General features: G+C 70.0%; 23 protein-coding genes and 1 tRNA gene. 13 read left to right on the top strand and 11 right to left on the bottom strand.

Annotated features, from left to right (window positions below; all coding sequences use genetic code 11):
- Positions 1-3: 3 nt before the first annotated feature.
- From Q0P88_RS03720 to Q0P88_RS03700, 5 genes are read left to right on the top strand one after another with little or no spacing between them, the layout of a single operon-like run.
- The gene (locus Q0P88_RS03720) at positions 4-1,053 is read left to right on the top strand and encodes a phosphatidate cytidylyltransferase (RefSeq protein WP_295011214.1); all 1,050 of its coding nucleotides are present in this window, start codon (positions 4-6) and stop codon (positions 1,051-1,053) included.
- Positions 1,050-1,622, top strand: a complete 573-nt coding sequence (locus Q0P88_RS03715; protein WP_295011212.1) for a DivIVA domain-containing protein — start codon at positions 1,050-1,052, stop codon at positions 1,620-1,622. The genes Q0P88_RS03720 and Q0P88_RS03715 overlap by 4 nt, the downstream gene beginning before the upstream one ends.
- A 49-nt stretch (positions 1,623-1,671) precedes the next feature.
- On the top strand, positions 1,672-2,367 hold the full coding sequence (locus tag Q0P88_RS03710) for a transglycosylase SLT domain-containing protein (protein ID WP_295011210.1): 696 nt from the start codon (positions 1,672-1,674) through the stop codon (positions 2,365-2,367).
- Between the two features lie 12 nt (positions 2,368-2,379).
- Complete coding sequence (locus Q0P88_RS03705) at positions 2,380-2,664, top strand: hypothetical protein (RefSeq protein WP_295011185.1); 285 nt, start codon at positions 2,380-2,382, stop codon at positions 2,662-2,664.
- A 1-nt stretch (position 2,665) separates the two neighbouring features.
- Entirely contained in the window at positions 2,666-3,376 is a 711-nt protein-coding gene (locus tag Q0P88_RS03700) for an alpha/beta hydrolase (RefSeq protein ID WP_295011183.1), read from the top strand.
- Between the two features lie 42 nt (positions 3,377-3,418).
- Here Q0P88_RS03700 and Q0P88_RS03695 read toward each other — a convergent pair whose 3' ends face one another.
- A complete protein-coding gene (locus Q0P88_RS03695) occupies positions 3,419-4,483 on the bottom strand; it encodes an AI-2E family transporter (protein ID WP_295011181.1) in 1,065 nt (354 codons plus the stop codon).
- Between the two features lie 190 nt (positions 4,484-4,673).
- Here Q0P88_RS03695 and Q0P88_RS03690 point away from each other — a divergent pair, with 190 nt between their 5' ends.
- The 3 genes from Q0P88_RS03690 (at position 4,674) to Q0P88_RS03680 (ending at position 8,213) form a co-directional block, all read left to right on the top strand.
- A complete protein-coding gene (locus Q0P88_RS03690) occupies positions 4,674-6,536 on the top strand; it encodes a glycosyl transferase (RefSeq protein ID WP_295011179.1) in 1,863 nt (620 codons plus the stop codon).
- Complete coding sequence (locus Q0P88_RS03685) at positions 6,533-7,453, top strand: tetratricopeptide repeat protein (protein WP_295011178.1); 921 nt, start codon at positions 6,533-6,535, stop codon at positions 7,451-7,453. The genes Q0P88_RS03690 and Q0P88_RS03685 overlap by 4 nt, the downstream gene beginning before the upstream one ends.
- 64 nt (positions 7,454-7,517) lie before the next feature.
- Complete coding sequence (locus tag Q0P88_RS03680; RefSeq protein WP_295011176.1) at positions 7,518-8,213, top strand: DsbA family protein; 696 nt, start codon at positions 7,518-7,520, stop codon at positions 8,211-8,213.
- A gap of 7 nt (positions 8,214-8,220) precedes the next feature.
- On the opposite strand, the gene Q0P88_RS03675 is transcribed toward Q0P88_RS03680, so the two are convergent.
- Positions 8,221-8,712 (bottom strand): glutathione peroxidase, encoded by a 492-nt coding sequence (locus tag Q0P88_RS03675; protein WP_295011174.1) that lies wholly within the window; start codon positions 8,710-8,712, stop codon positions 8,221-8,223.
- A 60-nt stretch (positions 8,713-8,772) separates the two neighbouring features.
- Here Q0P88_RS03675 and dusB point away from each other — a divergent pair, with 60 nt between their 5' ends.
- From dusB to Q0P88_RS03655, 4 genes are read left to right on the top strand one after another with little or no spacing between them, the layout of a single operon-like run.
- Positions 8,773-9,927, top strand: a complete 1,155-nt coding sequence (dusB, locus tag Q0P88_RS03670) for a tRNA dihydrouridine synthase DusB (RefSeq protein WP_295011172.1) — start codon at positions 8,773-8,775, stop codon at positions 9,925-9,927.
- Positions 9,917-11,332 carry a deoxyguanosinetriphosphate triphosphohydrolase gene (locus Q0P88_RS03665; protein ID WP_295011169.1) on the top strand — a complete coding sequence of 472 codons (1,416 nt, stop codon included), beginning with the start codon at positions 9,917-9,919 and terminating at the stop codon, positions 11,330-11,332. The genes dusB and Q0P88_RS03665 overlap by 11 nt, the downstream gene beginning before the upstream one ends.
- The gene (gene dnaG, locus Q0P88_RS03660) at positions 11,332-13,209 is read left to right on the top strand and encodes a DNA primase (RefSeq protein ID WP_295011168.1); all 1,878 of its coding nucleotides are present in this window, start codon (positions 11,332-11,334) and stop codon (positions 13,207-13,209) included. Before Q0P88_RS03665 ends, dnaG begins: the two co-directional genes overlap by 1 nt.
- A 35-nt stretch (positions 13,210-13,244) precedes the next feature.
- Positions 13,245-14,015 (top strand): ATP-binding cassette domain-containing protein, encoded by a 771-nt coding sequence (locus tag Q0P88_RS03655; protein WP_295011166.1) that lies wholly within the window; start codon positions 13,245-13,247, stop codon positions 14,013-14,015.
- Between the two features lie 6 nt (positions 14,016-14,021).
- Here Q0P88_RS03655 and Q0P88_RS03650 read toward each other — a convergent pair whose 3' ends face one another.
- From Q0P88_RS03650 to def, 3 genes are all read right to left on the bottom strand, one after another.
- Complete coding sequence (locus tag Q0P88_RS03650; RefSeq protein WP_295011164.1) at positions 14,022-15,242, bottom strand: alpha/beta fold hydrolase; 1,221 nt, start codon at positions 15,240-15,242, stop codon at positions 14,022-14,024.
- A 78-nt stretch (positions 15,243-15,320) separates the two neighbouring features.
- Positions 15,321-15,393 (bottom strand) — tRNA-Asn (locus tag Q0P88_RS03645).
- A 112-nt stretch (positions 15,394-15,505) separates the two neighbouring features.
- Positions 15,506-16,072 (bottom strand): peptide deformylase, encoded by a 567-nt coding sequence (gene def / locus Q0P88_RS03640; protein WP_295011162.1) that lies wholly within the window; start codon positions 16,070-16,072, stop codon positions 15,506-15,508.
- A gap of 67 nt (positions 16,073-16,139) precedes the next feature.
- On the opposite strand from def, the gene Q0P88_RS03635 reads away from it, so the two are divergent.
- On the top strand, positions 16,140-17,234 hold the full coding sequence (locus Q0P88_RS03635; protein ID WP_295011440.1) for a DMT family transporter: 1,095 nt from the start codon (positions 16,140-16,142) through the stop codon (positions 17,232-17,234).
- Positions 17,235-17,277: 43 nt separating this feature from the next.
- On the opposite strand, the gene pgl is transcribed toward Q0P88_RS03635, so the two are convergent.
- Genes pgl through tkt form a run of 6 tightly spaced genes read right to left on the bottom strand, consistent with a single transcriptional unit; the run spans position 17,278 to position 25,438 of the window.
- A complete protein-coding gene (gene pgl, locus Q0P88_RS03630; RefSeq protein WP_295011160.1) occupies positions 17,278-18,054 on the bottom strand; it encodes a 6-phosphogluconolactonase in 777 nt (258 codons plus the stop codon).
- Between the two features lies 1 nt (position 18,055).
- A complete protein-coding gene (locus Q0P88_RS03625; RefSeq protein WP_295011158.1) occupies positions 18,056-18,991 on the bottom strand; it encodes a glucose-6-phosphate dehydrogenase assembly protein OpcA in 936 nt (311 codons plus the stop codon).
- Complete coding sequence (zwf, locus tag Q0P88_RS03620) at positions 18,988-20,538, bottom strand: glucose-6-phosphate dehydrogenase (RefSeq protein ID WP_295011156.1); 1,551 nt, start codon at positions 20,536-20,538, stop codon at positions 18,988-18,990. Before zwf ends, Q0P88_RS03625 begins: the two co-directional genes overlap by 4 nt.
- 48 nt (positions 20,539-20,586) lie before the next feature.
- Positions 20,587-22,206: a glucose-6-phosphate isomerase gene (locus tag Q0P88_RS03615; protein ID WP_295011154.1), complete on the bottom strand. Its 1,620-nt coding sequence runs from the start codon at positions 22,204-22,206 to the stop codon at positions 20,587-20,589.
- Positions 22,203-23,315: a transaldolase gene (tal, locus tag Q0P88_RS03610; RefSeq protein WP_295011152.1), complete on the bottom strand. Its 1,113-nt coding sequence runs from the start codon at positions 23,313-23,315 to the stop codon at positions 22,203-22,205. Before tal ends, Q0P88_RS03615 begins: the two co-directional genes overlap by 4 nt.
- A gap of 20 nt (positions 23,316-23,335) precedes the next feature.
- Entirely contained in the window at positions 23,336-25,438 is a 2,103-nt protein-coding gene (gene tkt / locus Q0P88_RS03605; protein ID WP_295011150.1) for a transketolase, read from the bottom strand.
- Positions 25,439-25,465: the final 27 nt, after the last annotated feature.

Raw genomic sequence — 25,465 nt, 5'->3', positions numbered from 1 at the left:
CGCATGACCACCCCACTCGGGGACGACCAGGCGTCGCGGATCCCACCGCGGCCACCCCTGCCGAAGCGTTCCGACGGCGCGTCGCCGGCGCCCCGCACCGGCGACAACCTGCAGGCGCAGTGGCAGGCCAGGAAGGCCGAGTTCGACACCCACGTGTCGCATGCCCGGGATCAGATCGATCTCGCGAACGAGCGGATCAAGGAGCGCACGGGCCGCGATCTCGTGCTCGCCATCCTCGTGGGGCTGCTGATCGGCGCGGTGATCATCGGATCACTCGTGTTCGCGAAGTGGTCCTTCGTCCTCATCGGTCTCGCGATCGTCCTGCTGGCCGTCTGGGAGCTCGTGCTCGCGTTGCGGGCGGGCGGGCGCCGCGTGGATCTGTGGCCGCAGCTCGTCGTCGGAGCCGCCCTGGCCGCGGCCGGCTACTTCGCCGACCCGTGGCTCTGCTGGGTCATGCTGTTCGTCGCGGTCTTCGTCGTGGTGATCTGGCGCCTCCTGGGGCAGATGCTCGCCCGGGACGGGCGCACGTACGGCGATGTGCTCACCGACGTCTTCGCCGGTGGGTTCGTGCAGGTCTACGTGCCGTTCCTCGGCGCCCTGACCCTGCTGCTGCTGCGGCAGCCCCGTGGCGAGTGGTGGGTGCTCGCGTTCATCATCGTGGTCGTCGTCGCCGACACGGCCGCCTACGCCTCCGGACTGCTGTTCGGTCGGGGTGGGCGTCACCCGATGGCCCCCCGGATCAGCCCCAAGAAGACCTGGGAGGGCTTCGCGGGCGCGGTCGTGGCCTCGCTGGCGGCCGGTGCGCTGATCGGCGTGTTCATGCTCGAGATCCCGTGGTGGGCCGGGGTGATCTTCGGCGCCGCGCTCGTGGTCTCGGCGACCCTGGGGGATCTGGGGGAGTCGCTGCTCAAGCGGGACCTCGGCATCAAGGACATGAGTTCCTGGCTGCCCGGTCACGGCGGGCTGCTGGATCGTCTGGACAGCATCCTCCCCTCCGCCGTCGTGGCGCTCGCCCTCTTCCATCTCCTGACACCCTTGGCGGCCGCAGCATGAGCATCTCCACCGAGCAGACGGGCGCCGAGAGCCCGAGCTTCCCCCTCGTCGGGCGACGCGAGAAGGGCTATCAGCGCGCCGCGGTCGACGCCTTCCTCGGCCGCGCGCGTCAGGCGTTCGAACAGGGCGCGACCGGGATCGATGCGGCAGACGTCCGCTCGGCGTCCTTCCCGGTGGTGCGCGGCGGCTATCGCATCGACGCGGTCGATGCGGCGCTCGCGCGCGTGGAGGAGGCGTTCGCTCAACGGGAACGCGCAGCCGCGGTCGCGTCAGAGGGCGCGTCGGCCTGGGTGGGCAAGGCCCGCTCGGAGGCTCAGGTCATCCTCGATCACCTCAGCCGTCCGCCCCGCCACCGTTTCGCCCGTACGGGGATCCTCACGTTCGGATACCGCGTCGACGAGGTCGATCACGTCGCGCAGCGGATCACCCGCTTCCTGCGCGACGGCGACACGCTGAGCGTGGAGCAGGTGCGTCAGACCGCGTTCCGAATGCAGCGTCACGGCTACCGCGAGGAGCAGGTGGATGCGCTGCTGGACGCCACGATCGACGTCCTTCTTGCGATCCGCTGAGCGATTCTCATGGCGGATTCAGGTTCGTCTGGCTAAACTCGGACCCACTGTGACTCCCGATAACGATCTGATCTCGTCGCGCGCCCGAACCGCTGCCACGAAGGATTCCCCGTTCCGCGCACCTCGTGCCGGCGCACCGCGCCCACGTCGTCGCGCCCTGGCCGGCGTGCTCGCCGGCCTTGCCGTCGTCGGGTTCTCGGTCGCGGTGGTCGCACCGGCCGGATTCGCGATGGCGGGTCCCGTGCAGGCAGAGCCCGCTCCGGTGACGGCCTATTCGCTCGCCGCGAAGGATGCCCAGAACATCACCGTCTCCGTCCACGGGGCCGCACCGCAGGCGGCGACGCGGGACGTATTCGAGGTCTACGTCACGCCCAAGCCGACTCCGACGGCCGAGCCGGAGCCCGCGTCCTCGGACAGCTCGCAGAGCGATTCGTCCGCCGCCAACGCTCCGCTCTTCTACAGCGGAGGCGGAGCTCCGGCCGAGTGGATGGCCGCCGCAGGCATCGCGAGCAGCGACTGGGGTTACGTCGACTACATCGTGAGCCGCGAAAGCGGGTGGAACCCGAACGCGACGAACAGCAGCTCGGGTGCCTGCGGACTCGCGCAGGCCTACCCCTGCGGCAAGGTCCCGGGCAACGGCTACGACCCGGTGGACAATCTGCGCTGGGCGAACGGCTATGCCGTGGGGCGGTACGGAAGCTGGGGAGCCGCGCAGGCGTTCTGGTCTGCCAACAACTGGTGGTGAACGGGGTCCTCCATGCCTCGATCGCATCGACGCCGTGAGGAGCGCCCTCGCGAGGACTCGCTGGATCGTCTCATCGCCGGATGGAAGCGCGTCGAGACCCGCGGCGCCGCGCAATGGTACGTACAGCCCCTGAGCGCTGCGCAGGCGCAGAAGGAATACGTCTGCCCCGGCTGCTCCGGCGTCATCCCCGCCGGCACGGCCCATCTCGTCGTCTGGCGCGCGGACGGCGTGCTCGGCGATGCCGCGGACCTGGCCGCTCGGCGGCACTGGCACGCCGGCTGCTGGCGGAGGCGCTGACGTGGAGATCCGCGGACCCCGGGAGCTCCCGGCGCGCCGGGAGAGGATCGCCCTCCGCACGGACGACGGCCTCCGCCTCGTCGGCGAGCTCGCCCTCCCGGCGGACGTGCCGCCCGTCGCGACGCTCGTGACGCTGCATCCCCTGCCCACCGCCGGGGGCTTCATGGATTCGCACATCCTGCGCAAGGCGGCGTCGCGCCTTCCCGCGCAGGCCGATCTCGCCGTGCTCCGATTCAACACGCGAGGCACCTCCTCCCGGCACGGGGCCAGCGAGGGCGCTTTCGACGGTGGACGCGCCGAGCGGCACGACGTGGCGGCGGCGATGGATCTCGTCCGCGAGCGCGCACTGCCCCGTCCCTGGCTCGTCGGCTGGTCGTTCGGGACCGAACTGGCCCTGAAGTACGGTCGGGAGCACGACATCGAGGGCGTCATCCTGCTGTCGCCGCCGCTTCACCGCACGACGCCGGAGGAGGTCGCCGCGTGGGCGGAGGATCGTCGACGGGTTGTGGTGCTCGTGCCGGAGCTCGACGACTATCTGCGCCCCGACGAGGCGGCGGAGCGGTTCCGCGCGATCCCCGGTGCCGAGCTCATCGCCGTCGCCGGCGGACGGCATCTCTGGGTCGGGGAGACGCAGACTCGCCGTGTGCTCGACGAGATCGTGCGCGCCGTTCATCCGGAGGCGCTTCCTCTGCGCATGGACTGGCCCGCCTGATCGGGCGCCTGCGGTCCTGGGGGCGGATCCCGAGGGACCGGATCAGCGCTCGTTCATCCGGGGGATGAGCACCTGCCGGAAGATGATGAGGATGCTGGCCGCGACCGGGATCGCGATGAGGGCACCGAGGAGCCCGAGCAGCGCGCCGCCCGCGAGCGCCGCGATGACCACGACGGCACCCGGCACCGACACCGCGCGCTGCATGACCCGCGGCGAGATCACGTACGCCTCGATCTGCATGTAGACGAGGTAGTAGATCGCCGCGATCAACGCGGTCAGGAACGAGCCGCCGAGACCGGGGATCAGACAGAGCAGCACGATGATGGTCGACCCCGTGAGGGTCCCCACGAGTGGGATCAGGGAGAAGAAGAACGCGATCACGGCGAGCACGATGGGGAACGGCGCCTGCATGATCGAGAGGAAGACGAAGCTCAGGACGCCGTTGATCGCGCCCATCGTGACCTGACCCATCACGTAGTATCCGACGGAGGCGGTGATCTGCTCGGAGAGGTCGATGAACCGATCGCGCTTGGAGGCGGGAACCAGCTGATAGACGGCGCCCTTGAGCGAGGGGATCGCCGCCGTGAAGTAGATGGTGAGGATCAACACGATGAAGGCCCCGGCGAAGGTCGTGAAGACCGCGCTGCCGAGGACGATCACGCTCCGCCCGATCGAGTTGCTGATGTCGCCCAGGTTCTTGTTGACCCAGTCGTTGATGTAGACGAACGCCGTGTCCACATCGAGGTTCGGGAAGGCGTGGTTGATCCATTGCCTCGCATCGGTGAACGCGGTCCCGCTGTTCACGAGCGCCGTGATCTGTTGCACGAGCTGGGAGATCTGGTCGACCAGGATCGGGATCACCATGAGCACGATCCCCGCGAACAGGCCCAGCACGACCAGGATCGTCACGAGCACCGCCGCCCAGCGCGGAAGGCGTCGGCGGGTCAACCAGCTGACCATCGGGTCCAGTCCGAGGCTCAGGAACAGAGCGGTTCCCACGTAGAGCAGGATCGTGGAGAGCGCCTGCACGCTCTGGATGAGCAGGATCCCGAGGCCCACGCCGAGCGTCGCCACCAGGGCGGTGCGGAACGGGTTGTGCAGCTTCATGCGTCGGATCCTCCGTGCTCGGCCACTCAGCGTATCCGGATCGCCGGATGCCTTTCCCGCGCATCGCCGTGGTCGCCGCATCCCGCGGGCGCAGGGCCTGCTCGTGGCGACCTTCCAGGTCGTTTCGCTAGTCTGAAACGTCGAGCGGAGATCCCGGGCATCGGCCCGCGATTCGCGGAGGAGACTTTTCGTGCGATTTGTATGGGCCGTCCTGGCCTTCGTGCTGGCGGCCGTCCTGATCGGGACGGGCATCGCCCAGCGGACCATCTTCCTGGGACCCAGGGACGTCGTCGCGGAGCTGAAGGTCTCCGACCCGCAGCACTACACCGTGATCGATTCGGCGGTTCTCCGATCGCATCCCGGGGAGCAGAAGCTCACCGCGCACGGCGAGGGGACGATCTTCGTCGCGCAGGCGCGCACGGCCGACCTCGAGGCCTGGCTCTCCGACACGAGCTACAACCGCATCCGTCTCACGTCCGACGGCACCACGAAGAGCAGCGTCGTGAAGCCCGCAGAGCGCGCCTCCGACGGGGGATCCACACGCAACCCTGCCGGCTCGGACCTCTGGCTCGACAGCTTCACCGCCAAGGACGCCCTGACCGATCGCATGCAGGTGCCGGAGGGCGTGAGCGTGCTCGTGGCGTCGGATGGGAAGTCACCCGCGCCGACGGACGTGTCGGTGTCCTGGCCCCTCGACACCGCGACGCCCTGGGCCGGGCCGTTGATCGTGATCGGTGGCGCGCTCTTCGTGCTGGGCCTCGTGCTGTACGTCCTCGCGATCCGGCACTCGCGTCGTGGTCGCGGTCCCCGGCGCAAGGCGCCGCCGCCGCTGCCCGCGACCGAGCCGATCGACGTGGCCGATCGTGCGGATGCGGAGCGCGAGCTCGCCGAGACTCCGCGGGACGCCGCCGGTGCTCCCGACGCCGCCGAGACGGAACGGCCCTCGACGGCGGGATCGGAGCATCGCGTGGAGCGCCGCGGCGTGCGACCGAGGCGTCGAGCGCTGCTCGTGGTTCCGGCGATCGGCGTCGCTGCGGCGCTGCTCAGCGGATGCACGCCCGACGCCTGGCCGCACCCGGCGACCACCGCCACCCCGTCGCCGTCGGCCTCGCCCTCCACCGAGGCCGGTCAGCAAGCACCGGCGGTCACGGAGGAGCAGGCCTCCCGGATCCTGGCGAACATCTCGAAGACGCTCGGCGAGGCCGACAAGAAGCTCGATGCGAACCTCGCGGCGACGCGGCTCGAGGGCACGGCGCTGGACGCGCGCAAGACGGCGTACGCCGTGCGCGGGAGCGTCGCGGACTTCGCGCTGCCCGCGTCGATCCCGCCGGACAAGATCAAGATCCTCGTCCCGCAGGCCTACGACGCGTGGCCGCGGACGGTCCTGATGCTCGTCGAGCACGGATCGGACCAGACCGTCGCGCCGCTCATCATGACGATGACGCAGAACGATCCGTGGAGCGAGTACAAGATCTCCTCGGTCGCGGAGATGCAGGCCGCGGCCAAGCTTCCGAACATGGCTCCCGCCTGGCTCGGAGCCAAGCTGACCCCGCCCGATTCGCCTTTTCTCGCCGTCGAGCCGGACAAGCTCGCCGCAGAGTTCGCCGACGTCATCGACCAGGGCGAGAAGAGCGCGTCCTACGACGCGTTCGGCAAGAGCGCCCTCGACTTCGCGACGTCGGTGCAGGACAGTCGCGCCGCCGTGCAGAAGGCGCTGAAGGACGCGAACGCCGACACCACGTCCAGCCTCAGCTTCGCGGCGAAGGCCGGTTCCGCGGTGCCCGTGTCGATGTCCAGCATCGACAGCGGTGCGATCGTGGCAGTCACCGTCGACGACGCGCAGACGATCAAGCCGACGTCGGCGGACGCGGTCATCAAACTCGACAAGAATCCGTCGGCCAAGGCGCTTACGGGCGTCGACCAGTCCGCGGGCGGGTTCGTGTCGGTCTACAGCATCCAGCTGTTCTTCGCGGTCCCGGCTCAGGGATCCAGCGACAAGATCACGCTGCTCGCCGCCAGCCAGCAACTGCAGAGCGTTACGGAGATCAAATGACCGAGCTTTCCGCCGCCGCACTCCGCGGAGCCGTCGACCTGTCCTCGCTGCGCAACCGCCCGGCGGCCTCCGACCAGCCCGCCACCGGCGGGTCGTCTCCGCTCATCGTGCAGGTCACGGATGCGACGTTCCCGCAGATCCTCGAACTGTCCCAGACGGTGCCGATCGTCGTGGATCTCGCGGCCTCGTGGAGCGGACCCAGCACGCAGCTCACGCCCGTGCTGGAGAAGGTCGTGCTCGGACTCGCCGGACGGGTGGTCCTGGCCGAGGTCGACGTGGATGCGAATCCGCAGCTCGCCCAGGGGTTCCGTGCGCAGTCGATCCCTATGGTCGTCGCGCTCGTCGCGGGTCAGCCGGTGCCGCTCTTCAACGGCGCGCTGCCCGAGGAGCAGATCCGCGAGGTGCTGGGGCAGCTGCTCGAGCTGGCCTCGCAGCACGGCGTGACCGGCACGGTCCCGGTCGAGGATGCCGAGGAGACCGCGACGGAGCCCGTCGAGAGGGAACTGCCGCCGCTGCACCAGGCCGCGTTCGACGCGATCGAGGCCGGCGACTACGCCGCGGCGATCTCGGCGTACGAGAAGGCCCTGGCGGAGAACCCGCGCGACGAGGACGCTCGTGCCGGCCTCGGCCAGGTGCGTCTGCTGAACCGCACGCAAGGACTCGACCTGCAGGAGGTCCGTGCGGCCGCCGCGGCGGCGCCGACGGACGTCGACGCCCAGTTCGCGGTCGCGGACCTCGACGTCGCAGGAGGACATGTCGACGACGCATTCGCGCGCCTGCTCGACCTGTTCGCCGTCGTGCCGCCCGAGGAGAAGGGCCGGGTCCGCGAGCGGCTCGTCGAGCTCTTCGGGCTCGTCGGGGACGCGGATCCGCGCGTGGGCGCCGCTCGCAAGCGACTGGCCGCGCTGCTGTTCTGATCCCGGCGCGCCGGGAGAGAGCGTGAGCCGGAATAGCGGGCGCCCGGGCACGGTTGACCACCGTGTGAGCCAACCCATCTCGATCGACATCTGGTCCGACATCGCCTGCCCGTGGTGCTACATCGGCAAGCGCAATCTCGAGGCCGGGCTGGCCGCTCTCGCGGAGGGGGAGAACCCTCCGGAGGTGGATATCACGTTCCACTCCTTCGAGCTCTCGCCGGACACGCCGGTGGACTTCTCGGGGGACGAGGCCGACTTCCTGATGGGCCACAAGGGCATGCCTCGCGCGCAGGTCGAGGAGATGCTCGGACGGGTGACCGGGATCGCCAAGGACGCGGGTCTCGACTACCGCTTCGACCTGCTCCAGCACACGAACACCGTGAAGGCCCACGAGCTGCTCCACCATGCCAAGGCGCAGGGGCGCCAGCACGACATGGAGGAGCGGCTCATGTCCGCGTACTTCACCGAGGGCCGACACGTCGGTCGCGTCGATGACCTCGCAGACCTCGCCGAGGAGATCGGCCTGGACCGCGACGCCGCCCACGAGGCGCTCACCAGCGGGCGCCATCTGAGCGACGTGCGTCAGGACCAGGCGCAGGCCCAGGCGTACGGCATCCAGGGCGTGCCGTTCTTCGTGATCGACGGCAAGTACGGCGTCAGTGGGGCGCAGCCGCCCGAGGCGTTCGCCAACGTGCTCCGGGACCTCTGGGCCGAGCGCGGAGCAGAGCCTAAGGACGTTCCGGCCGACACCGGGGACTGAGCCGGGCTCAGCCCAGGGCGGCTTCGATCGCCGACACGATCTCCGGATCCTCCGGCACCTGGCGGGGGCGGAATCGGCGCACCGACCCGTCGGGCGCGACGAGGAACTTCTCGAAGTTCCACTCCACCCGTCCGGACTTGCCGTGGCCGTCCTCCGTCTGCTTGAGCGACTTGTAGAGCTCCGCGGCGTTGCGGCCGTTGACCTTCACCTTTTCGTTGATGGGGAACGAGATCCCGTAGGTCGTCGAGCAGAAATCGAGGATCTGCTCCATGGACCCCGGTTCCTGGCCGAAGAACTGGTTGCAGGGGAAGCCCACGACGGTGAGACCGCGATCGCCGAAGCGCCGCTGCAGCTCCTCGAGCTGCGCGTACTGCGGGGTCAGCCCGCACTTCGATGCGACGTTGACGACGAGGACCGGTCCCGTGCCGTAGTCGTCGAGGGTGCGCACGGCCCCCTCGGCGTCGGAGAACGGGATCTGGCGGACGGGAGTCTCTGACATAGTGCACAGCCTAGGCGGGGCGGGCACGACCGGCTCCAGATCTGGGACAATGGAGGGGATATGACTCTTGCTCCCGCTTCCGTCCGCCCGCTGCAGATCGGGCCGCTCCGGATCGACGTCCCCGTCGTGCTCGCGCCGATGGCGGGCATCACCAACACCGCCTTCCGTCGACTCTGCCGCGAGTACGGCGCGGGTCTCTACGTCAGCGAGATGATCACGTCGCGCGCCCTCGTCGAGCGCAACGCGATCACGATGCGTCTGATCCAGCATCACGAGAGCGAGACGCCGCGATCCATCCAGCTCTACGGGGTGGATCCGACCACGATCGCGGAGGCCGTGAGGATCATCGTCGCGGAGGACCGCGCCGACCACATCGACCTCAACTTCGGATGCCCCGTGCCCAAGGTCACCCGCAAGGGCGGCGGCGCGGCGCTGCCCTGGAAGATCGGCCTGTTCTCGGAGATCGTCGAGCGCGCCGTCAGAGCGGCGGGCGACGTGCCGCTCACGGTCAAGATGCGCAAGGGCATCAACCGGGAGCACCTGACCTTCCTCGATGCCGGACGCGCAGCGGAGGACGCGGGTGCGGCCGCCGTGGCCCTGCACGCCAGAACGGCCTCCGAGTACTACTCGGGGCACGCCGACTGGCCGGCGATCGGAGAGCTCAAGCAGGCCGTCACGTCGATCCCCGTGCTTGGAAACGGCGATATCTGGAGCGCGGACGACGCGCTGCGGATGATGGCGGAGACGGGCTGCGACGGGGTCGTGGTCGGGCGGGGATGCCTCGGACGTCCGTGGTTGTTCGGCGAGCTGGCCGGTGCGTTCGGGGACGAGCGCGCCACGCGGGTGGATGCGACGCTCGGGTTCGTGAAGGAGGCGTTCCGGCGCCACGCGGAGCTCCTCGTGGAGTTCTTCGAGGACGAGGATCGCGGCTGCAAGGACATCCGCAAGCACGTCGCCTGGTATTTCAAGGGCTATCCCGTCGGGGGAGACATCCGGTCGGCGCTCGCCCGGGTGTCGACGCTCCAGGAGATCGACGACATCCTCGGCGGGCTGGGCGACGCACCGTACCCCGGCGCCCCGGCCGAGGGTCAGCGCGGCCGCGCGGGCACTCCCAAGCGCACCGCGCTGCCCGACGGATGGCTGGACTCCCGCGAGGTCGCGGCGGACACGACCGACATGATGCGCGGCGCGGAGGTCGAGAACAGTGGCGGCTGAGGCATCGGTGGGCGGCAGGCCCTACGCCGAAGGCTACGCCGCGCACGACGCGGCCCGTTTCTTCGCGGAGACCCACCGATCCGAGCGGGACGACTTCGCGCGCGATCGTGCACGCGTGCTGCACTCGGCGGCGCTGCGTCGGCTCGCCGCGAAGACCCAGGTGCTGAGCCCTGCCAGCACCGCCGACTTCGCCCGCAACAGGCTCACGCACTCCCTGGAGGTGGCCCAGGTGGGGCGTGAGCTCGCGGTGGCGCTGGGCGTCTCGGCGGACGTCGTCGACACTGCCTGCCTCAGCCACGACCTCGGGCATCCACCGTTCGGGCACAACGGCGAGCGAGCGCTCAACGACTGGGCCGAGGACATCGGCGGCTTCGAGGGCAATGCGCAGTCGCTGCGCATCCTCACCCGTCTCGAGGCGAAGGTCCTCGACGACGACGGCCGCTCGGTCGGGCTCAACCTCACGCGGGCCAGCCTCGATGCGACCTGCAAGTACCCCTGGACGGCGGACAGCCCCCTGCCGGATCCGGGCGGTCGCCTCAAGTTCGGGGTCTATCCCGACGACGAGGACGTCTTCCGCTGGATGCGCGAGGGCGCGCCAGGGCGACTGCGCTGCATCGAGGCGGAGATCATGGATCTCTCCGACGACATCGCCTACTCCGTGCACGACTTCGAGGACGCGATCGTCAACGGCTATCTCGATGTCGCACAGCTCGCCGACCCGGCGGAGCACCATGCGCTCGTCGGGCGGATCCAGCAGTGGGTCGGCTACGACTACACCCGCGAGGATCTCGCCGACGCGCTCTACCGGCTCACCCGGCAACCGATGTGGTTGACGTCCTTCGATCGGTCGCGACGGGATCTCGCCCGCCTGAAGAACCTCACCAGCGACATGATCGGGCGGTTCGCGCGCGCGGCCGTCGCGGCGACCCGTGAGTCCTACCCGGGAGACACCCTCGCGCGCTACAACGCGCATGTGGTTGTTCCGAACGTGATCGAGGCGGAGATCGCGGTGCTCAAGGGCATCATGGGCCAGGCGATCGTCACGATCGATGCCCGCCGCGGCGTCTACAAGGAGCAGCGGCGGGTGCTCACCCGACTCGCCGACGCCCTCTGGTCGACGGACGCGCTGTGGACTGCGGGGGCCGACGTGCTCGAACCAGCCTTCGCGGCGGACTTCCACGCGGCGGACTCGGACGCCGGTCGGGCCAGGGTCGTGGTCGATCAGATCGCCAGCCTGACCGACCAGACCGCGGTCGACTGGCACAACCGCCTCGTCGGCGACATCGATCCGGCCGAGGTGGGCATCTGGAGCCCGCGTCATGCACGTCCGGGTGCGCGCGCCCGTGCCGCGCACACGACCGCAGCCCTGGCCGGCGGGGTGCCCGCAGGACGCGGCGCGCACTGATGCCGAGGATCCGGCAGGCCGACGTCGACGAAGTGAAGTCGCGCACGAACATCGCCGACATCGTCGGCGAGCGCGTGGCGCTCAAGTCGGCCGGTGTCGGATCCATGAAGGGCCTGTGCCCGTTCCACGACGAGAAGAGTCCCAGCTTCCACGTGCGGCCGCAGGTCGGCTACTACCACTGCTTCGGATGCGGGGCCTCGGGCGACGTCTACTCCTTCCTCCGCGAGATGGATCACGTCAGCTTCACCGAGGCCGTGGAGCGTCTCGCCGCTCGCGTCGGCTACACGCTCCACTACGAGGACGGGGGACCGGCGCCCGAGACCAGCGGGCGCAGCCGGCTCTACGCCGCGAACACGGCGGCGGCGGAGTTCTTCCGCGGCCAATTGCTGACCCCGGAGGCCGAGTCGGCCCGCGCCTTCCTCGGGCAGCGCGGGTTCGACGCAGGCGCGGCCGCGCATTTCGGGGTGGGGTATGCGCCTCGTGGGTGGGAGGGGATGCTCAAGGCCCTCACGGCGCAGGGCTTCACGCGGGAGGAGCTGACGGCGGCGGGCCTGGTGTCGACAGGGCAGCGCGGCGTCTACGACCGTTTCCGTGGGCGCGTGGTGTGGCCGATCAGGGACGTCACCGGCCAGACCATCGGCTTCGGCGCACGCAAGCTCTACGACGACGATCAGGGCCCGAAGTATCTGAACACCCCGGAGACGCCGATCTACAAGAAGGCCCAGGTGCTGTACGGGCTGGACCTGGCCAAGCGCGACATCTCCCGCGGCGATCCCAAGCGCGTGGTCGTCGTCGAGGGCTACACCGACGTGATGGCGTGCCATCTCGCCGGGGTCACGACGGCGATCGCCACGTGCGGCACGGCCTTCGGCGCCGAGCACATCAAACTGCTGCGCCGCGTCATGGGCGACGACTCCGCGGCGGGCGAGGTGGTCTTCACCTTCGACGGTGACGAGGCCGGGCAGAAGGCCGCTCTGCGCGCATTCACCGAGGACGACCGGTTCAACGCGCAGACCTTCGTCGCCGTCGCGCCCGATGGCCTGGACCCGTGCGACCTGCGGCTGCAGCGCGGCGATCAGGCGGTCAGGGCGCTCATGGCGACCAAGGTCCCGATGTTCGAGTTCGTCATCGATCGCAAGATCGGCGCCTTCGATCTGTCCACCGCGGAAGGCCGCGTCGGTGCGCTGCGGGCCGCGGCGCCGATCGTCGCCGAGATCCGCGACGCGCTGCTCCGCCCCGAGTACGAGCGGATCCTCGCCCGCAGGCTGGGAATGGATCCCACGGACGTGCACGCCGAGGTGCGACGCAACGAGGGGCGTCGACGGACCGGCGATGCGGCGACATCCCCGCAGACACCCGCGGAGCGGCAGGGGCGGGGAGAGACGGAGCCTGGTGCGACCCCGATCACGCTCGTGACCCTGGCTACGCTTCCGCGCACCGGCGATGCCGCGCTGGAGCGCGACGCGCTCATGGGCGCGCTGCAGTACGGGCATCAGCTGGACGCGGCGCTGCTGCAGCGCGCGATGGGCGTCGCGTTCGCCGTTCCCGCGCTCGATGCGATCCGCGAAGCGGTCGCGCAGCATCCGGAGCGGCAGCGGCCCGGATGGGCGCTGCAGGCGGTCGACGCCGTCCGCGAACCGTATCGCGCCCTGGCCGGCGAGCTGCTCATGGCCGCGTTCCCCGCACGTGACGAGGAAGGCGCGAGGGCGTCGGCGACCGGCCTGTGCAAGCGGGTCATCGTGCGCGGGCTGGAGCGGGAGAAGAACGAGCTGCTCGGTGAAGTGCAGCGTCTGCCTGCCGACTCCGACGGCGGCAGGGCGCTCCGTGTGCGGCTGCGGGATCTCGACGCGGAACGTCAGGGGTTCCTCGAATCCTGATCGCGGACGCGCGGCGGACAGGGCAGGATGGACGCATGGCGCGTGCGACAGAGGACGGATCAGCGGCGATCGTCTGCGAGGACATCGTGATCGATCGGATCGGCCACTCCGCCCCGACGCGCGCGATCGACGGCGTGAGCTTCTCCCTGCCGGCGGGTGAACTGATGTGCATCTCCGGGGCGACGGGCTCGGGCAAGTCCACCCTCGTGAGTGCGCTCGCCGGTGCGACGGATCCGTCGATCAGGGTCGTCGGCGGATCCGCGACCGTCTGCGGGGTGTCCGTGCGCCATCCCGGCCGACGCCTGCGAGAACTCACCTATCGGGTCGGCTTCCTTCCGCAGAGCGCCGGGGCGGGCCTCACGCCGCAGCTGACGGTGCAGGAGATCATCGCGGAGCCGATCCTGCAGCGCGAACGCCGCGTGAACGTCAAGGCTCTCGCGATCCGCGTGGCCACGCTTCTGGACGAACTGCACCTGCCGCTCGGGCTCGCCTCCTCGTTCCCGTACGAGCTGAGCGCGGGCATGCGCCAGCGCGTGGCGATCGCCCGGTCCTTCGTCCTCGAACCGAGGGTGCTCATCGCGGACGAGCCGCTCGCGAACCTCGACCTGGAGGTCCGGCACGTCGTCTTCGACGCGATCACCCGACGCCGACGGGACCAGGGCATGGCCGCGCTGCTCGTCAGCAACGACGCCGCGTTCGCGCGGGAGCTCGGTGCGGAGACGTTGATGATCCGCGAGGGCCACGTGGTCGCCCGGGGATCCGGCGCCGACCTCCTGTGGACACCAGGAGCCCAGCCTGCCGGCTGACACAGTTCAGTTCGCCGGGATGACCTCGTCGAGCCACGTGGTGAGGGCCGGGAGCGCGAGGTAGGCGACGGTGCCGTGGTCGGCGAGCGGGATCGTGTCGTAGGTCACCGCGATACCGAGGGCACGCTCGTGGACGGCGAAAGCGCGGGTGTCCGCAGGGATGACGAGGGTGTCCTGGGAGCCTTGTGCGAGAAAGAGCGGGGCGTCGAAGGCGCGCCCTCCGGCCGAGTTTTCCTGAAGCAGGGTTTTCCAGGGCTCCGCGGTCGTGGGATCGATGCGGAAGAACCGTCCCACCAGCGGCTGTCCGATCCGGTGCAGCTCGCCGAGATCGGAGAGCAGGCAGAGCGCGTTCATGCGGGAGGAGATCGCGACGGCCTGAGGGGTCAGGACGGATTCGAGCTGCGTGCCCGGCACGTCCGCGTAGACCTGTGCGTAGGCCGCGAACGCATAGGAGCCGATCGTCACCCCGGAGATGTCGTCGAGGTGAGCAGACACAAGCCGGCCGAGGTCCGCTGCGGGGGCCGCCGCGGCGACCGCGTCGATGCGGAGCTCCGGAGCGTAGTCGGCCGCTTCCTCTGCGGCACGCAGCACGGCCTGTCCTCCCTGGGAGTGCCCCCATAGCACGACGCGGTTTCCGACGTGCGCGTCCTCGACGTGCTGCGCAGCCCGCACCGCGTCGAGGACGTTGTGCGCCTCGGTCGCTCCGACGAGATAGGAGTCGGGTCCCTCGACGCCCATCCCGGTGTAGTCGGTCGCGACGACCGCATAGCCGCGGTCGAGCAACGTCCGCAGCCCTTCGATGAGCAGGAAGGGATCGTCCTGGAGTGACGGCGCGCACGCCATGGCGGATCCCGTCGTCGGATGCGCCCAGGACACGACGATGCGACCGCCGGGAGGCGCGGGGGAGAGAGGAGCGATCAGCACGCCGGTGGAAAGGACATCGGCGCCATGCAGATCCGTCGAGTGGTACATCAGCCGCCACCCCCGGGCGAAGAGGGGTGCGCCGATCAACTCCTCGTCGCGGACGATCGTGCCTGGTGCGCCCGGGGGGAGCGGATCCGGTGCCCTGGAAAAGGAGGCTCGACCGGGCGACTCCACCGCGTCGCCCGCGGCCCGCAGCGTCTCCGAGCCCACGACGAGCCCTGCCAGCGCGATGATCGCGGCGATCACGACGGTCGCCGTTCTGCGTAGCCGGGCGTGGGTCGGAGCTGTCCCGGGGATGGGCATGTGCTCATCATGCCCGGACGCGGGGAGGAGCGACAGCAGAAAGCCCCCACCCGAGCGGATCGGGTGGGGGCTTGTGAGCTCCCCGGCTTGGACTCGAACCAAGAACCTGCCGGTTAACAGCCGGCTGCTCTGCCAATTGAGCTACCGAGGAATGCTCCCCGCTGGGCGGGCAACTCGTCAACTATAGCAAAGGATCCTCGCGCGGACCGCCACGGCCGGACTCCCGGGCGCGTCGCTGCACAGCGTCTCCGGGGGCGGCCTGCTCAGCCTTCGAGGTCGTCGATGCCCGGCGTCCAGCTCGCGCCGGGGCGACCCCAGCCGCGCTTGCGGGCGATCTTCTGGACCGTCTTCCAGTCCCCGTCGTCGAGCCGGTCGACGTAGAGGACGCCGTCGAGATGATCGAACTCGTGCTGCATGATGCGAGCCCGCCAGCCGTCGACCTCGATGCGCACCTCGCCCCCTTCGAGGTCGGTTCCGGTCACGAGCACGCGCTCGGAGCGGCGCAGGGCGAAACGCTCACCGGGGAAGGAGAGGCAACCTTCGGACTCGAGGTCGGGATCGGGCGAGCCCGGCTCGAGCGGCGCCATCCAGAGCACGGGGTTGATGATCTCGCCGCGCCACGGGTTCTCGTCTTCGTCGACGTACGAGTACACGAAGATGCGCAGCCCCACGCCCACCTGTGGCGCGGCGAGCCCGACGCCGGGGGCTCGATCCATCGTCTCGTGCATGTCCGCGACCAGAGTGCGGATCTCGTCGGTGATCTCATCGACGGGGGAGGCGGGGGAATGCAGGACGGGATCGCCCATGATGCGAATCGGAAGCACAGCCACGCGTCAACCCTAGTCCGCGCGGATCGGCGGGTATGGTCGAAGGGTGTATCGGGAACTGACGCGGATCATGACCGAGGACGTCGGCGATCACCTCGCCGGAGTCTTCGGAAACCCCGGCCTGCTCTTCGGCATCCCGCTCGCCCTCGCCGGTGCGGTCTTCATGTCGCTCGGCGCGCAGTACCAGCATCGGGGCGTGGAGAAGGTGGAGCGCATCAGCGGCTCCGTCGGCACCACCGGGCTCACGTGGGTGCAGGTGCGCGGACTGCTGACGCGACCGTCGTGGATCGCGGGAACGCTCATGCTGGCCCTCGCGATCGTGTGCCAGCTCGCGGCGCTCACGAAGGCCCCGCTCATCGTCGTGCAGCCTCTCGGCGCGATCGCCCTGGTGATCACGACGCTCCTGAACGCCCGCGTCACCGGTGTCTCACCGACGAGACGGTCGATCATCTCGATCGTCGCGTGCGTCGGCGGGATCTTCATCTTCGTGCTGTTCGCCGCCCTCTTCGCTGCCGAGCACGAGATCACCGAGACGCAGCTGTTCACGATCCTGACCATCCTGCTGCTCGTCATCATCCTGCTCGGGGCCTGCTGGCTGATCCTGCGGCGCAGGATGCGAGCGCTCTTCTACGTCACGGGAGCGGGGATCCTCTACGGATTCGTCGCCACGCTCGCCAAGGTCATCATCAGCCGCATCCAGTTCGGTCAGTTCGACTGGCTGACGGTCGTGTGCGTCATCGCGCTCATCGCGGCCGCATCGGCGGGCGCCTACTTCGTGCAGACCGCCTACAGCTCGGGCCCGCCCGACCTCGTGATCGCGGGACTCACGGTCGTCGACCCCATGGTCGCGGTGCTCATCGGACTCCTGGTGCTCCAGGAGGGGTCCGCGGCGCCGCCCTGGGTCTTCTTCGCCTTCGGCATCTCCGGCGCGATCGCCGGCTGGGGCGTCGTCACGCTCGCCCGGTATCACCCGCAGGTCGTCAACGACAGCCAGGAGCTGCCGATCACCCGGGGCAGCTCCGGCGACGGCGAAGACGACAGCCGTACCGCAGGCGATCCTCCGACCGTGGACGGCGAGCCGTGGCCGCCGAACGTCTCCCCGCTCGCGCGCGAGGACAGGGGCGACCGCGCCGGCGACGGCCCGAGCCGCGAGCACGGGGCCTGACCCCGGGGCAGACCGCGGCGCCCGACTCGGACCGCCTGCCGGTTCAGTAGTCGATGTCGATGAGGTCGGGCGCGACCTCGAGGGCCGCCGCCTCGTCCACGAAGAACACGGTGCGCTTGCGCCCCTTCGCGCCCGCGGCGGGGACGTTCTCGTAGTTCGCTCCCGCCAGCGCCAGCCCGAGCGCGGAGGCCTTCTCCGCGCCGGTGAGCACGAGCCAGACGCGCTTCGACGCGTTGATGACCGGTCGAGTAAGGGTGATCCGTTCCGGCGGCGGTTTGGGAGAGTCCCGCACCGGGAGCACAGCGGCGTCGACGACCGTGATCTCCGGACGGTCGGGGAACAGCGAGGCGATGTGCCCATCGGGGCCGACACCCAGGAAGCAGACGGCGAAAGACGGCCACGCACGGTCGGCGTCGCCGAAGCGGGCGAGCTCCTCGGCATACGCGGAGGCGGCGTCGTCGAGGCTCAGACCCGCGTCACTGGGTGCCATCTCGTGGATGTTCTCGGCAGGGATTGGAAGGCGGTCAAGCAGTGCTTCGCGCGCCTGCCCGGCGTTGCGATCCGGATCCTTCGCGGGGACGAATCGCTCGTCGCCCCACCAGAAGTGGACGAGGGACCAGTCGAGACCTGCGGTGCGGGGATCCTCGGCCACCGCACGGAGCACGGCGCCCCCCATGCTGCCGCCCGTCAGGGCGATGTGCGCGATGCGGCCCTGCCGGACACGTGCGAGCACGCGTACGAGGAAGCGGTCGGCGACGACCCGCGCGAGCACGGCGGGATCGGCGCCGATGACGACACGGCGCACGGGATCGGCCGCCACGTCAGCCGACCTTCTCCGGAGCGGCGAGCTGTGCGAAGCCCTCCGTGATGACGCGACCGTAGAGCACGTCCGGGTCGAGCCGCCGCAGCTCCTCGGCCAGGCACTCGCGCAACGTCCGCCGGGGAAGGTGCAGCTCGTGATCGGGCTGACCGGGCTGAGTAAGGATCGCGGAGCCGGGAACGGGGCGCTCGAGGAGGATGTCGCCGTTCGCCCGGGTCAGTCGGACGGACTTGATTCCATGCGCCCAGTCCGACACGGGCTCGTACGCCCACCGGACCGGCACGTCCAGCGCCAGACCGAGCCAGCTCGCGAGCAGCGCGGTGGACGGCGAATCCGCCGCGCCGCGCACCTCGACCGCGGTGACCTCGTCGAACGGGGGCTGGTCGAGCACGGCGGCGAGCTGCTCGCGCCAGTGCGTGAGCCGCGTCCAGGAGAGATCCGTGTCGCCCGGCACATGCGTGCGACCCAGGACGTCGAGCTGCGCGCGCACGTCGCCCGCCGTCGCGGCATCCGTGATGCGGCGCTGCGCGATCCGGCCGAGGGGGGACTCCGCCGGAGCCTCAGGGGCGACGGTCGGCCACCAGACCACGACAGGGGCGTCGGGCAGGAGCAGCCCGGTGACGAGACTCTCCTCGTTGCTGGCGGCGGCGCCGTACGCGTGCAGCACGACGACCTCGCTCGCGCCCGCGTCGCCGCCGACGCGGATCTGAGCGTCGAGATGCGCCTCTCCCTCGCTCGTCGTCAGCACGATCACGCGCATCGGGTGCTCGCGGGACGCGTCGTTGGCGGCGTCGATCGCGGCCTCCACGTCCTCGTCCGTCGAGGCGATGATGAGCGTCAGCACGCGACCGAGGGCGACGACGCCGCCCTCCTCGCGCGCCTTGACGAGGTTCTTGGCGACCTGGCTGGTCGTGGTGTCGGGCAGATCGATGATCACGGGCGCCTCCAGACACGTCCGTCGCGGGCGAGGAGGGCGTCGGCGGACGCCGGCCCCCAGGATCCGGGAGCGTACTGCTCCAGCGGGCCGCCCTCCGCGGCCCAGAACTCCTCGACGGGATCGAGGATCTTCCAGGAGAGCTCGACCTCCTCGTGGCGGGGGAACAGCGGCGGATCACCGAGCAGCACGTCGAGAATCAGGCGTTCGTACGCCTCGGGGCTGGCTTCGGTGAAGGCGTGACCGTAGCCGAAGTCCATCGTCACGTCGCGGACGTTGGTGCCGTTGCCCGGCACCTTCGATCCGAAGCGGAGCGTGACGCCTTCATCCGGCTGCACACGGATGACGAGGGCGTTCTGACCGAGTTCCGAGGTCTGGCCGCTGGCGAACAGGTGCTCGGGCGCGCGCTTGAACACCACCGCGATCTCCGTGACCCGGCGACCGAGGCGCTTGCCCGTGCGGAGGTAGAAGGGCACGTCGGCCCAGCGGCGGGTGTTGATCTCGAGCTTGACGGCCGCGTACGTCTCCGTCGTGGACTCGGGGTCCATGCCTTCCTCGTCGAGGAATCCGGTGACCTGCTCTCCGCCCTGCCAACCACCCGCATACTGTCCGCGGGCGGTCGCGAGACTCAGGTCGTCCGGAAGGGTGACCGCGGCGAGGACCTTCTCCTTCTCGGCGCGCAGATGCGCGGCGCTGAGGCTGATCGGCTCCTCCATCGCGGTGAGCGCGAGCAGCTGCAGCAGATGGTTCTGGATGACGTCGCGCGCCGCCCCGATGCCGTCGTAGTAGCCGGCACGGCCTCCGACGCCGATGTCCTCGGCCATCGTGATCTGCACGTGGTCGACGTAGTTGCGATTCCAGATCGGCTCGTACAGTTCGTTCGCGAAACGCAGCGCGAGGATGTTCTGCACCGTCTCCTTGCCGAGGTAGTGGTCGATCCGGAAGATCGAGTCGGCGGGGAAGGTGCCCTCGAGCGCGTCGTTCAGCGCGCGCGCGGACGCCAGATCGTGGCCGAACGGCTTCTCGATGACGACACGCCGCCAGTGCTCGTCGGAGTCGGCCTTGCCGTCGACGAGGCCGGAATCGCGCAGTTGCTGCGCGACGAGCGGGAACTGCTTCGGCGGGATGGACAGGTAGTAGGCGTGGTTGCCCATCGTCCCGCGCTCGACGTCGAGCTTCTCGACGGTCTCCCGCAGCCGACGGAACGCCTCCGGATCGCCGAACTCCCCTGAGACGAACCGGATCCCCTGCAGCAGCTGCGCCCACGTCTCCTCACGGAACGGGGTGCGCGCGTGCTCCTTGACCGCGTCATACACCACCTGGGCGAAGTCCTGGTCCTCCCAGTCGCGGCGCGCGAAGCCGACGAGGGCGAACCCCGGAGGCAGCAGGCCGCGGTTGGCGAGGTCGTAGACGGCGGGCATGAGCTTCTTGCGCGACAGATCGCCCGTGACGCCGAAGATCACGAGGGCGCTGGGCCCGGCGATCCGGTTCAGGCGGCGATCGTCGGGATCGCGCAGCGGGTTGTGCCCGCGGGAGATGGGAGCAGTCATCGGTGGGGGAGTCTCCAGTGGAATCTGACCGGGTGACGCGGATCCGCGCTACTGCGCGGCCTCGAACAGATCGAGGACGTCGTCCTGGGGTTCGGTGATCGTGAGGGTGACGACCGGGCGGCCGTGCGCGGCGAGGACACCGGCGTCGCCGGCGGCCTGGGCCTCGATGAGCTGGCCGAAGGTGAACGGGCGCCCGGGGATCTCGAGGTCCACGTCCGTCCGCTCGGTGATCTGCAGGAACACGCCCTGCGCCGGACCGCCCTTGTGGTACTGGCCCGTGGAGTGCAGGAACCGGGGCCCCCAGCCGAACGTCGTGGGCCGTCCGGAGTCGGCGGCCACGAGCTCGCGCAGGCCCTGCAGCTGAGGCATCTCCAGACGGTTCACGTACGCCTGGATCGCGACGTAGCCGTCCTCGCCGAGTCGCGCCCAGAGCGCATCCAGCACGCCGGCGATCGTGCCAGAGGAGACGAGTTCCGGATCGGAGGCGCGGACCTCGACGCCGTCTTCGACGAACGCGGGAGCGTCCTGATCCGGCCGCGCGTCCAGGAGACCGCGCGTGGCGACCTTGGCGGACTCGACGTCGGGCTGATCGAACGGGTCGATGCCCAGCAGGTAGCCGGCGATCGCGGTCGCGTACTCCCAGACGAGGAACTGCGCCCCGAGGGTCCCGCTCACGAGCACCTCCCCGGGATGACGCTCGCGCAGGTGGAACTCGTCGGCGTCGTCCACGAAACGGACGATCTGCAGGTCCGCCGGTGCGGCGTCCACTTCCGGGGAGACGGGGAGCAGGACGACGGGCAGGATCCCGGTGCCGTCCTTGCCCGTCGACTCCGCGATGAGCTGCTCGATCCAGTCCGGCAGCCCGACGATGTGGGTGCCGTCGGTGATGAGTCCCAGCTTGTCGCGGCGGGGGCCGTCGGGACGCTGCCGGCTTCCGGCGATCGCCGCGGCCAGACGCAGAGCGGGGTTCTCGGGGGAGTCGATCGCGACGGGGAGCAGCGTCGCCTCCGCCTCGTCGAGGAGCTCCGCGATGTCGACGCCGGCAAGACCGGTCGGGACGAGCCCGAAGGCGGTCAGCGCCGAGTAGCGTCCTCCCACGTTCGGGTCGGCGGTGAACACGCGGTAGCCCGCCGCGCGGGCCGATTCCTCGAGCGGAGAGCCCGGGTCGGTGACGACGACGATCCGGCCGACGGGATCGATCCCGACGTCGCGGAACGCGGTCTCGAACGTGCGTCGCTGCGCATCGGTCTCGACGGTCGAGCCGGACTTCGACGACACGACGAGCACGGCGTCGTCGAGCCCTGCGTCGATCGCCGCGAGCACCTGCCCCGGCGACGTCGAGTCGAGGATCGTGAGCTCGACTCCGGCGGTCTGCGCGATCACTTCGGGAGCGAGCGAGGATCCGCCCATGCCGGCGAGCACGACCCGCGTGACGCCCTCGGCGTTCAGCTCGTCCCGCAATGCCGTGATCTCCGCGACCAGAGGGCGGGAGACGGACACCGCATCGACCCAGCCGAGCCGACGCGAGGCCTCGTCCTGCGCGCGCGGACCCCAGATCGTCGGGTCGCCGCCGGTGATCCGGGACGCGATGAGGTCGTGGACGAGCCCGGGGACGATCTCGTCGATCGCCGCCTTCGGCGCCCCTGAGGCGTGCAGCGCGAAGCTCACCGCTGCGCGTCCAGGCCTTCGCGCACCTGGGTGAGCAGGTCGTGCCAGGAATCGATGAACTTCGCGACCCCTTCGTCCTCGAGCACCTGGGTCACGTCGGCGAAGTCGATACCGACGGCTTCGAGGCCGGCGAACACGGCCCGCGACGCGTCGTAGGTCCCAGTGATCGTGTCGCCGGTCACGACGGCGTGGTCGTAGGTGGCGTCGAGGGTCTTCTCCGGCATCGTGTTCACGACGTCGGGCGCGACGAGCTCGGTCACGTAGAGCGTGTCCGGCAGCGCGGGGTCCTTCACGCCCGTCGACGCCCACAGGGGACGCTGGCGGTTCGCACCGGCGGCGAGCAGGGCCGCGGCACGGTCCCCGGAGAACACGTCCTCGTAGAGCTCGTAGGCCAGGCGGGCGTTGGCGAGCCCCGCCTTGCTCTTGAGCGCAAGGGCCTCGTCGGTGCCGATCGCGGCGAGCCGCTTGTCGGTCTCCGTGTCGACGCGGGACACGAAGAACGACGCGACCGACTCGATCGTGCTCAGGTCGATGCCGGCGTCCTTGGCCTGCTCCAGTCCGGCGAGGTACGCGTCGATGACCTCGCGGTAGCGCTCCAGGCTGAAGATCAGCGTGACGTTGACGCTGATGCCCGCGGCGATCGCGGCGGTGATCGCGGGCAGACCGGCCTTGGTCGCGGGGATCTTCACGAGCAGGTTGGGGCGATCGACCTTGGCCCACAGTTCCTTGGCCTGCGCGACGGTGCCCTCGGTGTCGTGGGCGAGATCGGGGGAGACCTCGATCGAGACGCGCCCGTCGACGTGACCGGTCTGCTCCCAGACGGGCCGGAACACGTCGAGCGCGTCGCGGACGTCCTGGGTCGTGGCCTCGAAGATCGCCTCCTCGGCGGTGGCCCCGCGCTGCGCGAGCTCCGCGGTCTGGCCGTCATAGGACGTGTCGTCCGGGTTGGTGATCGCGTTGGCGAAGATCGTGGGGTTCGTCGTGACGCCGACGACGTTGCGCGAGGCGATGAGGTCGGCGAGGTTGCCGGACGTGATCCGGGTGCGGGACAGGTCGTCCAGCCAGATCGAGACGCCGGCTTCGGAGAGGGCTGCGGTGGGGGTGGTCATGCGTTCTCCTCGGTTCTGTCTTACTGCGCCGCGTTGGCGGCGATGGTCTCGTGCGCGGCGGCGACGACGGCCTCGGTCGTGATCCCGAACTTCTGGAACAGGGTCTTGTAGTCCGCGGACGCACCGAAGTGGTCGATCCCGACCGAGCGTCCCGTGGTTCCGACGATGCCGTGCCACGTGAGCGTGGATCCGGCCTCGACCGACACGCGGGCCCTGAGCGCGGACGGGAGCACCGACTCGCGGTAGGCCTCGTCCTGCTCGTCGAACCATTCCAGCGACGGGGCGGAGACGACGCGGGCGTTGACGCCCTCGCCGGCCAGCACCTCGCGGGCGGAGACGGCCAGCTGCACCTCGGAGCCGGTGGCGATGATCACGACGTCGGGGTTCCCGCCCGGCGCCTCGGCCAGGATGTACGCGCCCTTGGGCGTGAGGGATGCGGACGCGAGCACGTCACCGGACGCCTCGCCGTCCCCGCGCTCGAAGACCGGCACGTTCTGCCGGGTCAGCGCGATGCCCGCCGGACCCTCGTGGCGGCGGAGGATCTCCATCCACGCCTCGCTGGTCTCGTTGCCGTCCGCCGGGCGCACCACCGTGAAGTTGGGGATGGCGCGCAGGGTGGCCAGCTGCTCGATCGGCTGGTGCGTGGGTCCGTCCTCGCCGAGCGCGACCGAGTCGTGGGTCCAGACGAAGACGCTGGGGATGTTCATCAGGGCCGACAGCCGCACCGGCGGGCGCATGTAGTCGCTGAAGATGAGGAACGTGCCGCCGAAGGGCCTGGTCGGCCCGTGCAGCACGATGCCGTTCACGATCGCGCCCATGGCGTGCTCGCGGATGCCGAAGTGCAGGACACGGCCGTAGGGGTTGCCGCTCCACTCGTGCGTGGACCACTGCTCGGGGATGAACGAGGCCGCCCCCTTGATGGTGGTGAGGTTGGACTCGGCGAGATCCGCCGATCCGCCCCACAGCTCCGGCAACTCGGCCGCGAGCGCGTTGATGACCTGGCCCGACGCGGCACGGGTCGAGACGTCCTTGCCCGCCTCGAACACGGGCAGAGCCTTCTCGATGCCCTCCGGCAGAGCCTTGGCCTCCAGACGGTCCAGGAGCGCCTTGCGCTCCGGGTTCGCCGCGGCCCAGGCGTCGAAGGAGACCTGCCAGGCGGCGCGGACCTCTGCGGCCCGTTCGCCGAGCTCCCTGGTGTGCGCGAGCACCTCGTCCTCGACGACGAACGACTGCTCGGGATCGAAGCCGAGCACCTTCTTCGTCGCGGCGAGCTCGTCGGCGCCGAGCGCGGATCCGTGGATCTTGCCGCTGTTCTGCTTGCCGGGCGAGGGCCAGCCGATGATCGTCTTCAGGATGATGAGGGACGGCTTCGAGGTCTCGCCCTTGGCGGCCTCGATCGCGGCGAACAGCTCGGCGACGTCCTCCTTGTAGACGCCGGTCTTCTTCCAGTCGACCCTGAGCACCTGCCAGCCGTAGGACTCGTAGCGCTGGGCGACGTCCTCGGTGAACGCGACGTTCGTGTCGTCCTCGATCGAGATCTGGTTCGAGTCGTAGATCGCGATGAGGTTGCCGAGCTGCTGATGTCCGGCGAGGGAGCTCGCCTCGCTCGTCACGCCCTCCTGCAGGTCGCCGTCGCCGGCGATCACGTAGATGTAGTGGTCGAAGGGGCTCGTACCCGCGGCCGCATCGGGGTCGAACAGGCCGCGCTCGTAGCGCGAAGCGTACGAGAAGCCCACCGCGGAGGCGAGACCCTGACCGAGGGGACCGGTCGTGATCTCGACGCCCTTGGTGTGGCCGTACTCGGGGTGGCCCGGCGTGAGAGAACCCCAGGTGCGCAGCGCCTCGAGGTCCTTCAGCTCGAGGCCGAAGCCGCCGAGATAGAGCTGCACGTACTGGGTGAGCGAGGAGTGGCCCGCCGACAGGATGAAGCGGTCGCGCCCGATCCAGTGGGTGTCGGCCGGATCGTGACGGAGCACGCGCTGGTACAGCAGATACGCCACCGGAGCGAGGCTCATCGCGGTGCCGGGGTGGCCGTTGCCCACCTTCTCGACGGCATCCGCCGCCAGGACTCGGGCGGTGTCCACCGCTCGCCGATCGATCTCATCCCACAGCAGTTCCGACACTCCAGAGCCCTTTCCGAGACAGTGAGA

The organism is uncultured Microbacterium sp. (genome assembly GCF_945952435.1).
Classification (GTDB): Bacteria; Actinomycetota; Actinomycetes; order Actinomycetales; family Microbacteriaceae; genus Microbacterium.
This window is presented reverse-complemented; position numbering and strand designations above follow the sequence as displayed.

Excerpts from the sequence above, each read along its gene's own strand:
- Q0P88_RS03685 (WP_295011178.1), top strand. The coding sequence starts at position 6,533 with ATGACCGAGCTTTCCGCCGCCGCACTCCGCGGAGCCGTCGACCTGTCC.
- Q0P88_RS03720 (WP_295011214.1), top strand. The coding sequence starts at position 4 with ATGACCACCCCACTCGGGGACGACCAGGCGTCGCGGATCCCACCGCGG.
- Q0P88_RS03675 (WP_295011174.1), bottom strand. The coding sequence starts at position 8,712 with ATGTCAGAGACTCCCGTCCGCCAGATCCCGTTCTCCGACGCCGAGGGG.
- zwf (WP_295011156.1), bottom strand. The coding sequence starts at position 20,538 with ATGACTGCTCCCATCTCCCGCGGGCACAACCCGCTGCGCGATCCCGAC.
- Q0P88_RS03655 (WP_295011166.1), top strand. The coding sequence starts at position 13,245 with ATGGCGCGTGCGACAGAGGACGGATCAGCGGCGATCGTCTGCGAGGAC.
- Q0P88_RS03650 (WP_295011164.1), bottom strand. The coding sequence starts at position 15,242 with ATGCCCATCCCCGGGACAGCTCCGACCCACGCCCGGCTACGCAGAACG.
- Q0P88_RS03695 (WP_295011181.1), bottom strand. The coding sequence starts at position 4,483 with ATGAAGCTGCACAACCCGTTCCGCACCGCCCTGGTGGCGACGCTCGGC.
- dnaG (WP_295011168.1), top strand. The coding sequence starts at position 11,332 with ATGCCGAGGATCCGGCAGGCCGACGTCGACGAAGTGAAGTCGCGCACG.
- tal (WP_295011152.1), bottom strand. The coding sequence starts at position 23,315 with ATGACCACCCCCACCGCAGCCCTCTCCGAAGCCGGCGTCTCGATCTGG.
- dusB (WP_295011172.1), top strand. The coding sequence starts at position 8,773 with ATGACTCTTGCTCCCGCTTCCGTCCGCCCGCTGCAGATCGGGCCGCTC.
- Q0P88_RS03715 (WP_295011212.1), top strand. The coding sequence starts at position 1,050 with ATGAGCATCTCCACCGAGCAGACGGGCGCCGAGAGCCCGAGCTTCCCC.
- Q0P88_RS03705 (WP_295011185.1), top strand. The coding sequence starts at position 2,380 with ATGCCTCGATCGCATCGACGCCGTGAGGAGCGCCCTCGCGAGGACTCG.
- Q0P88_RS03635 (WP_295011440.1), top strand. The coding sequence starts at position 16,140 with ATGACCGAGGACGTCGGCGATCACCTCGCCGGAGTCTTCGGAAACCCC.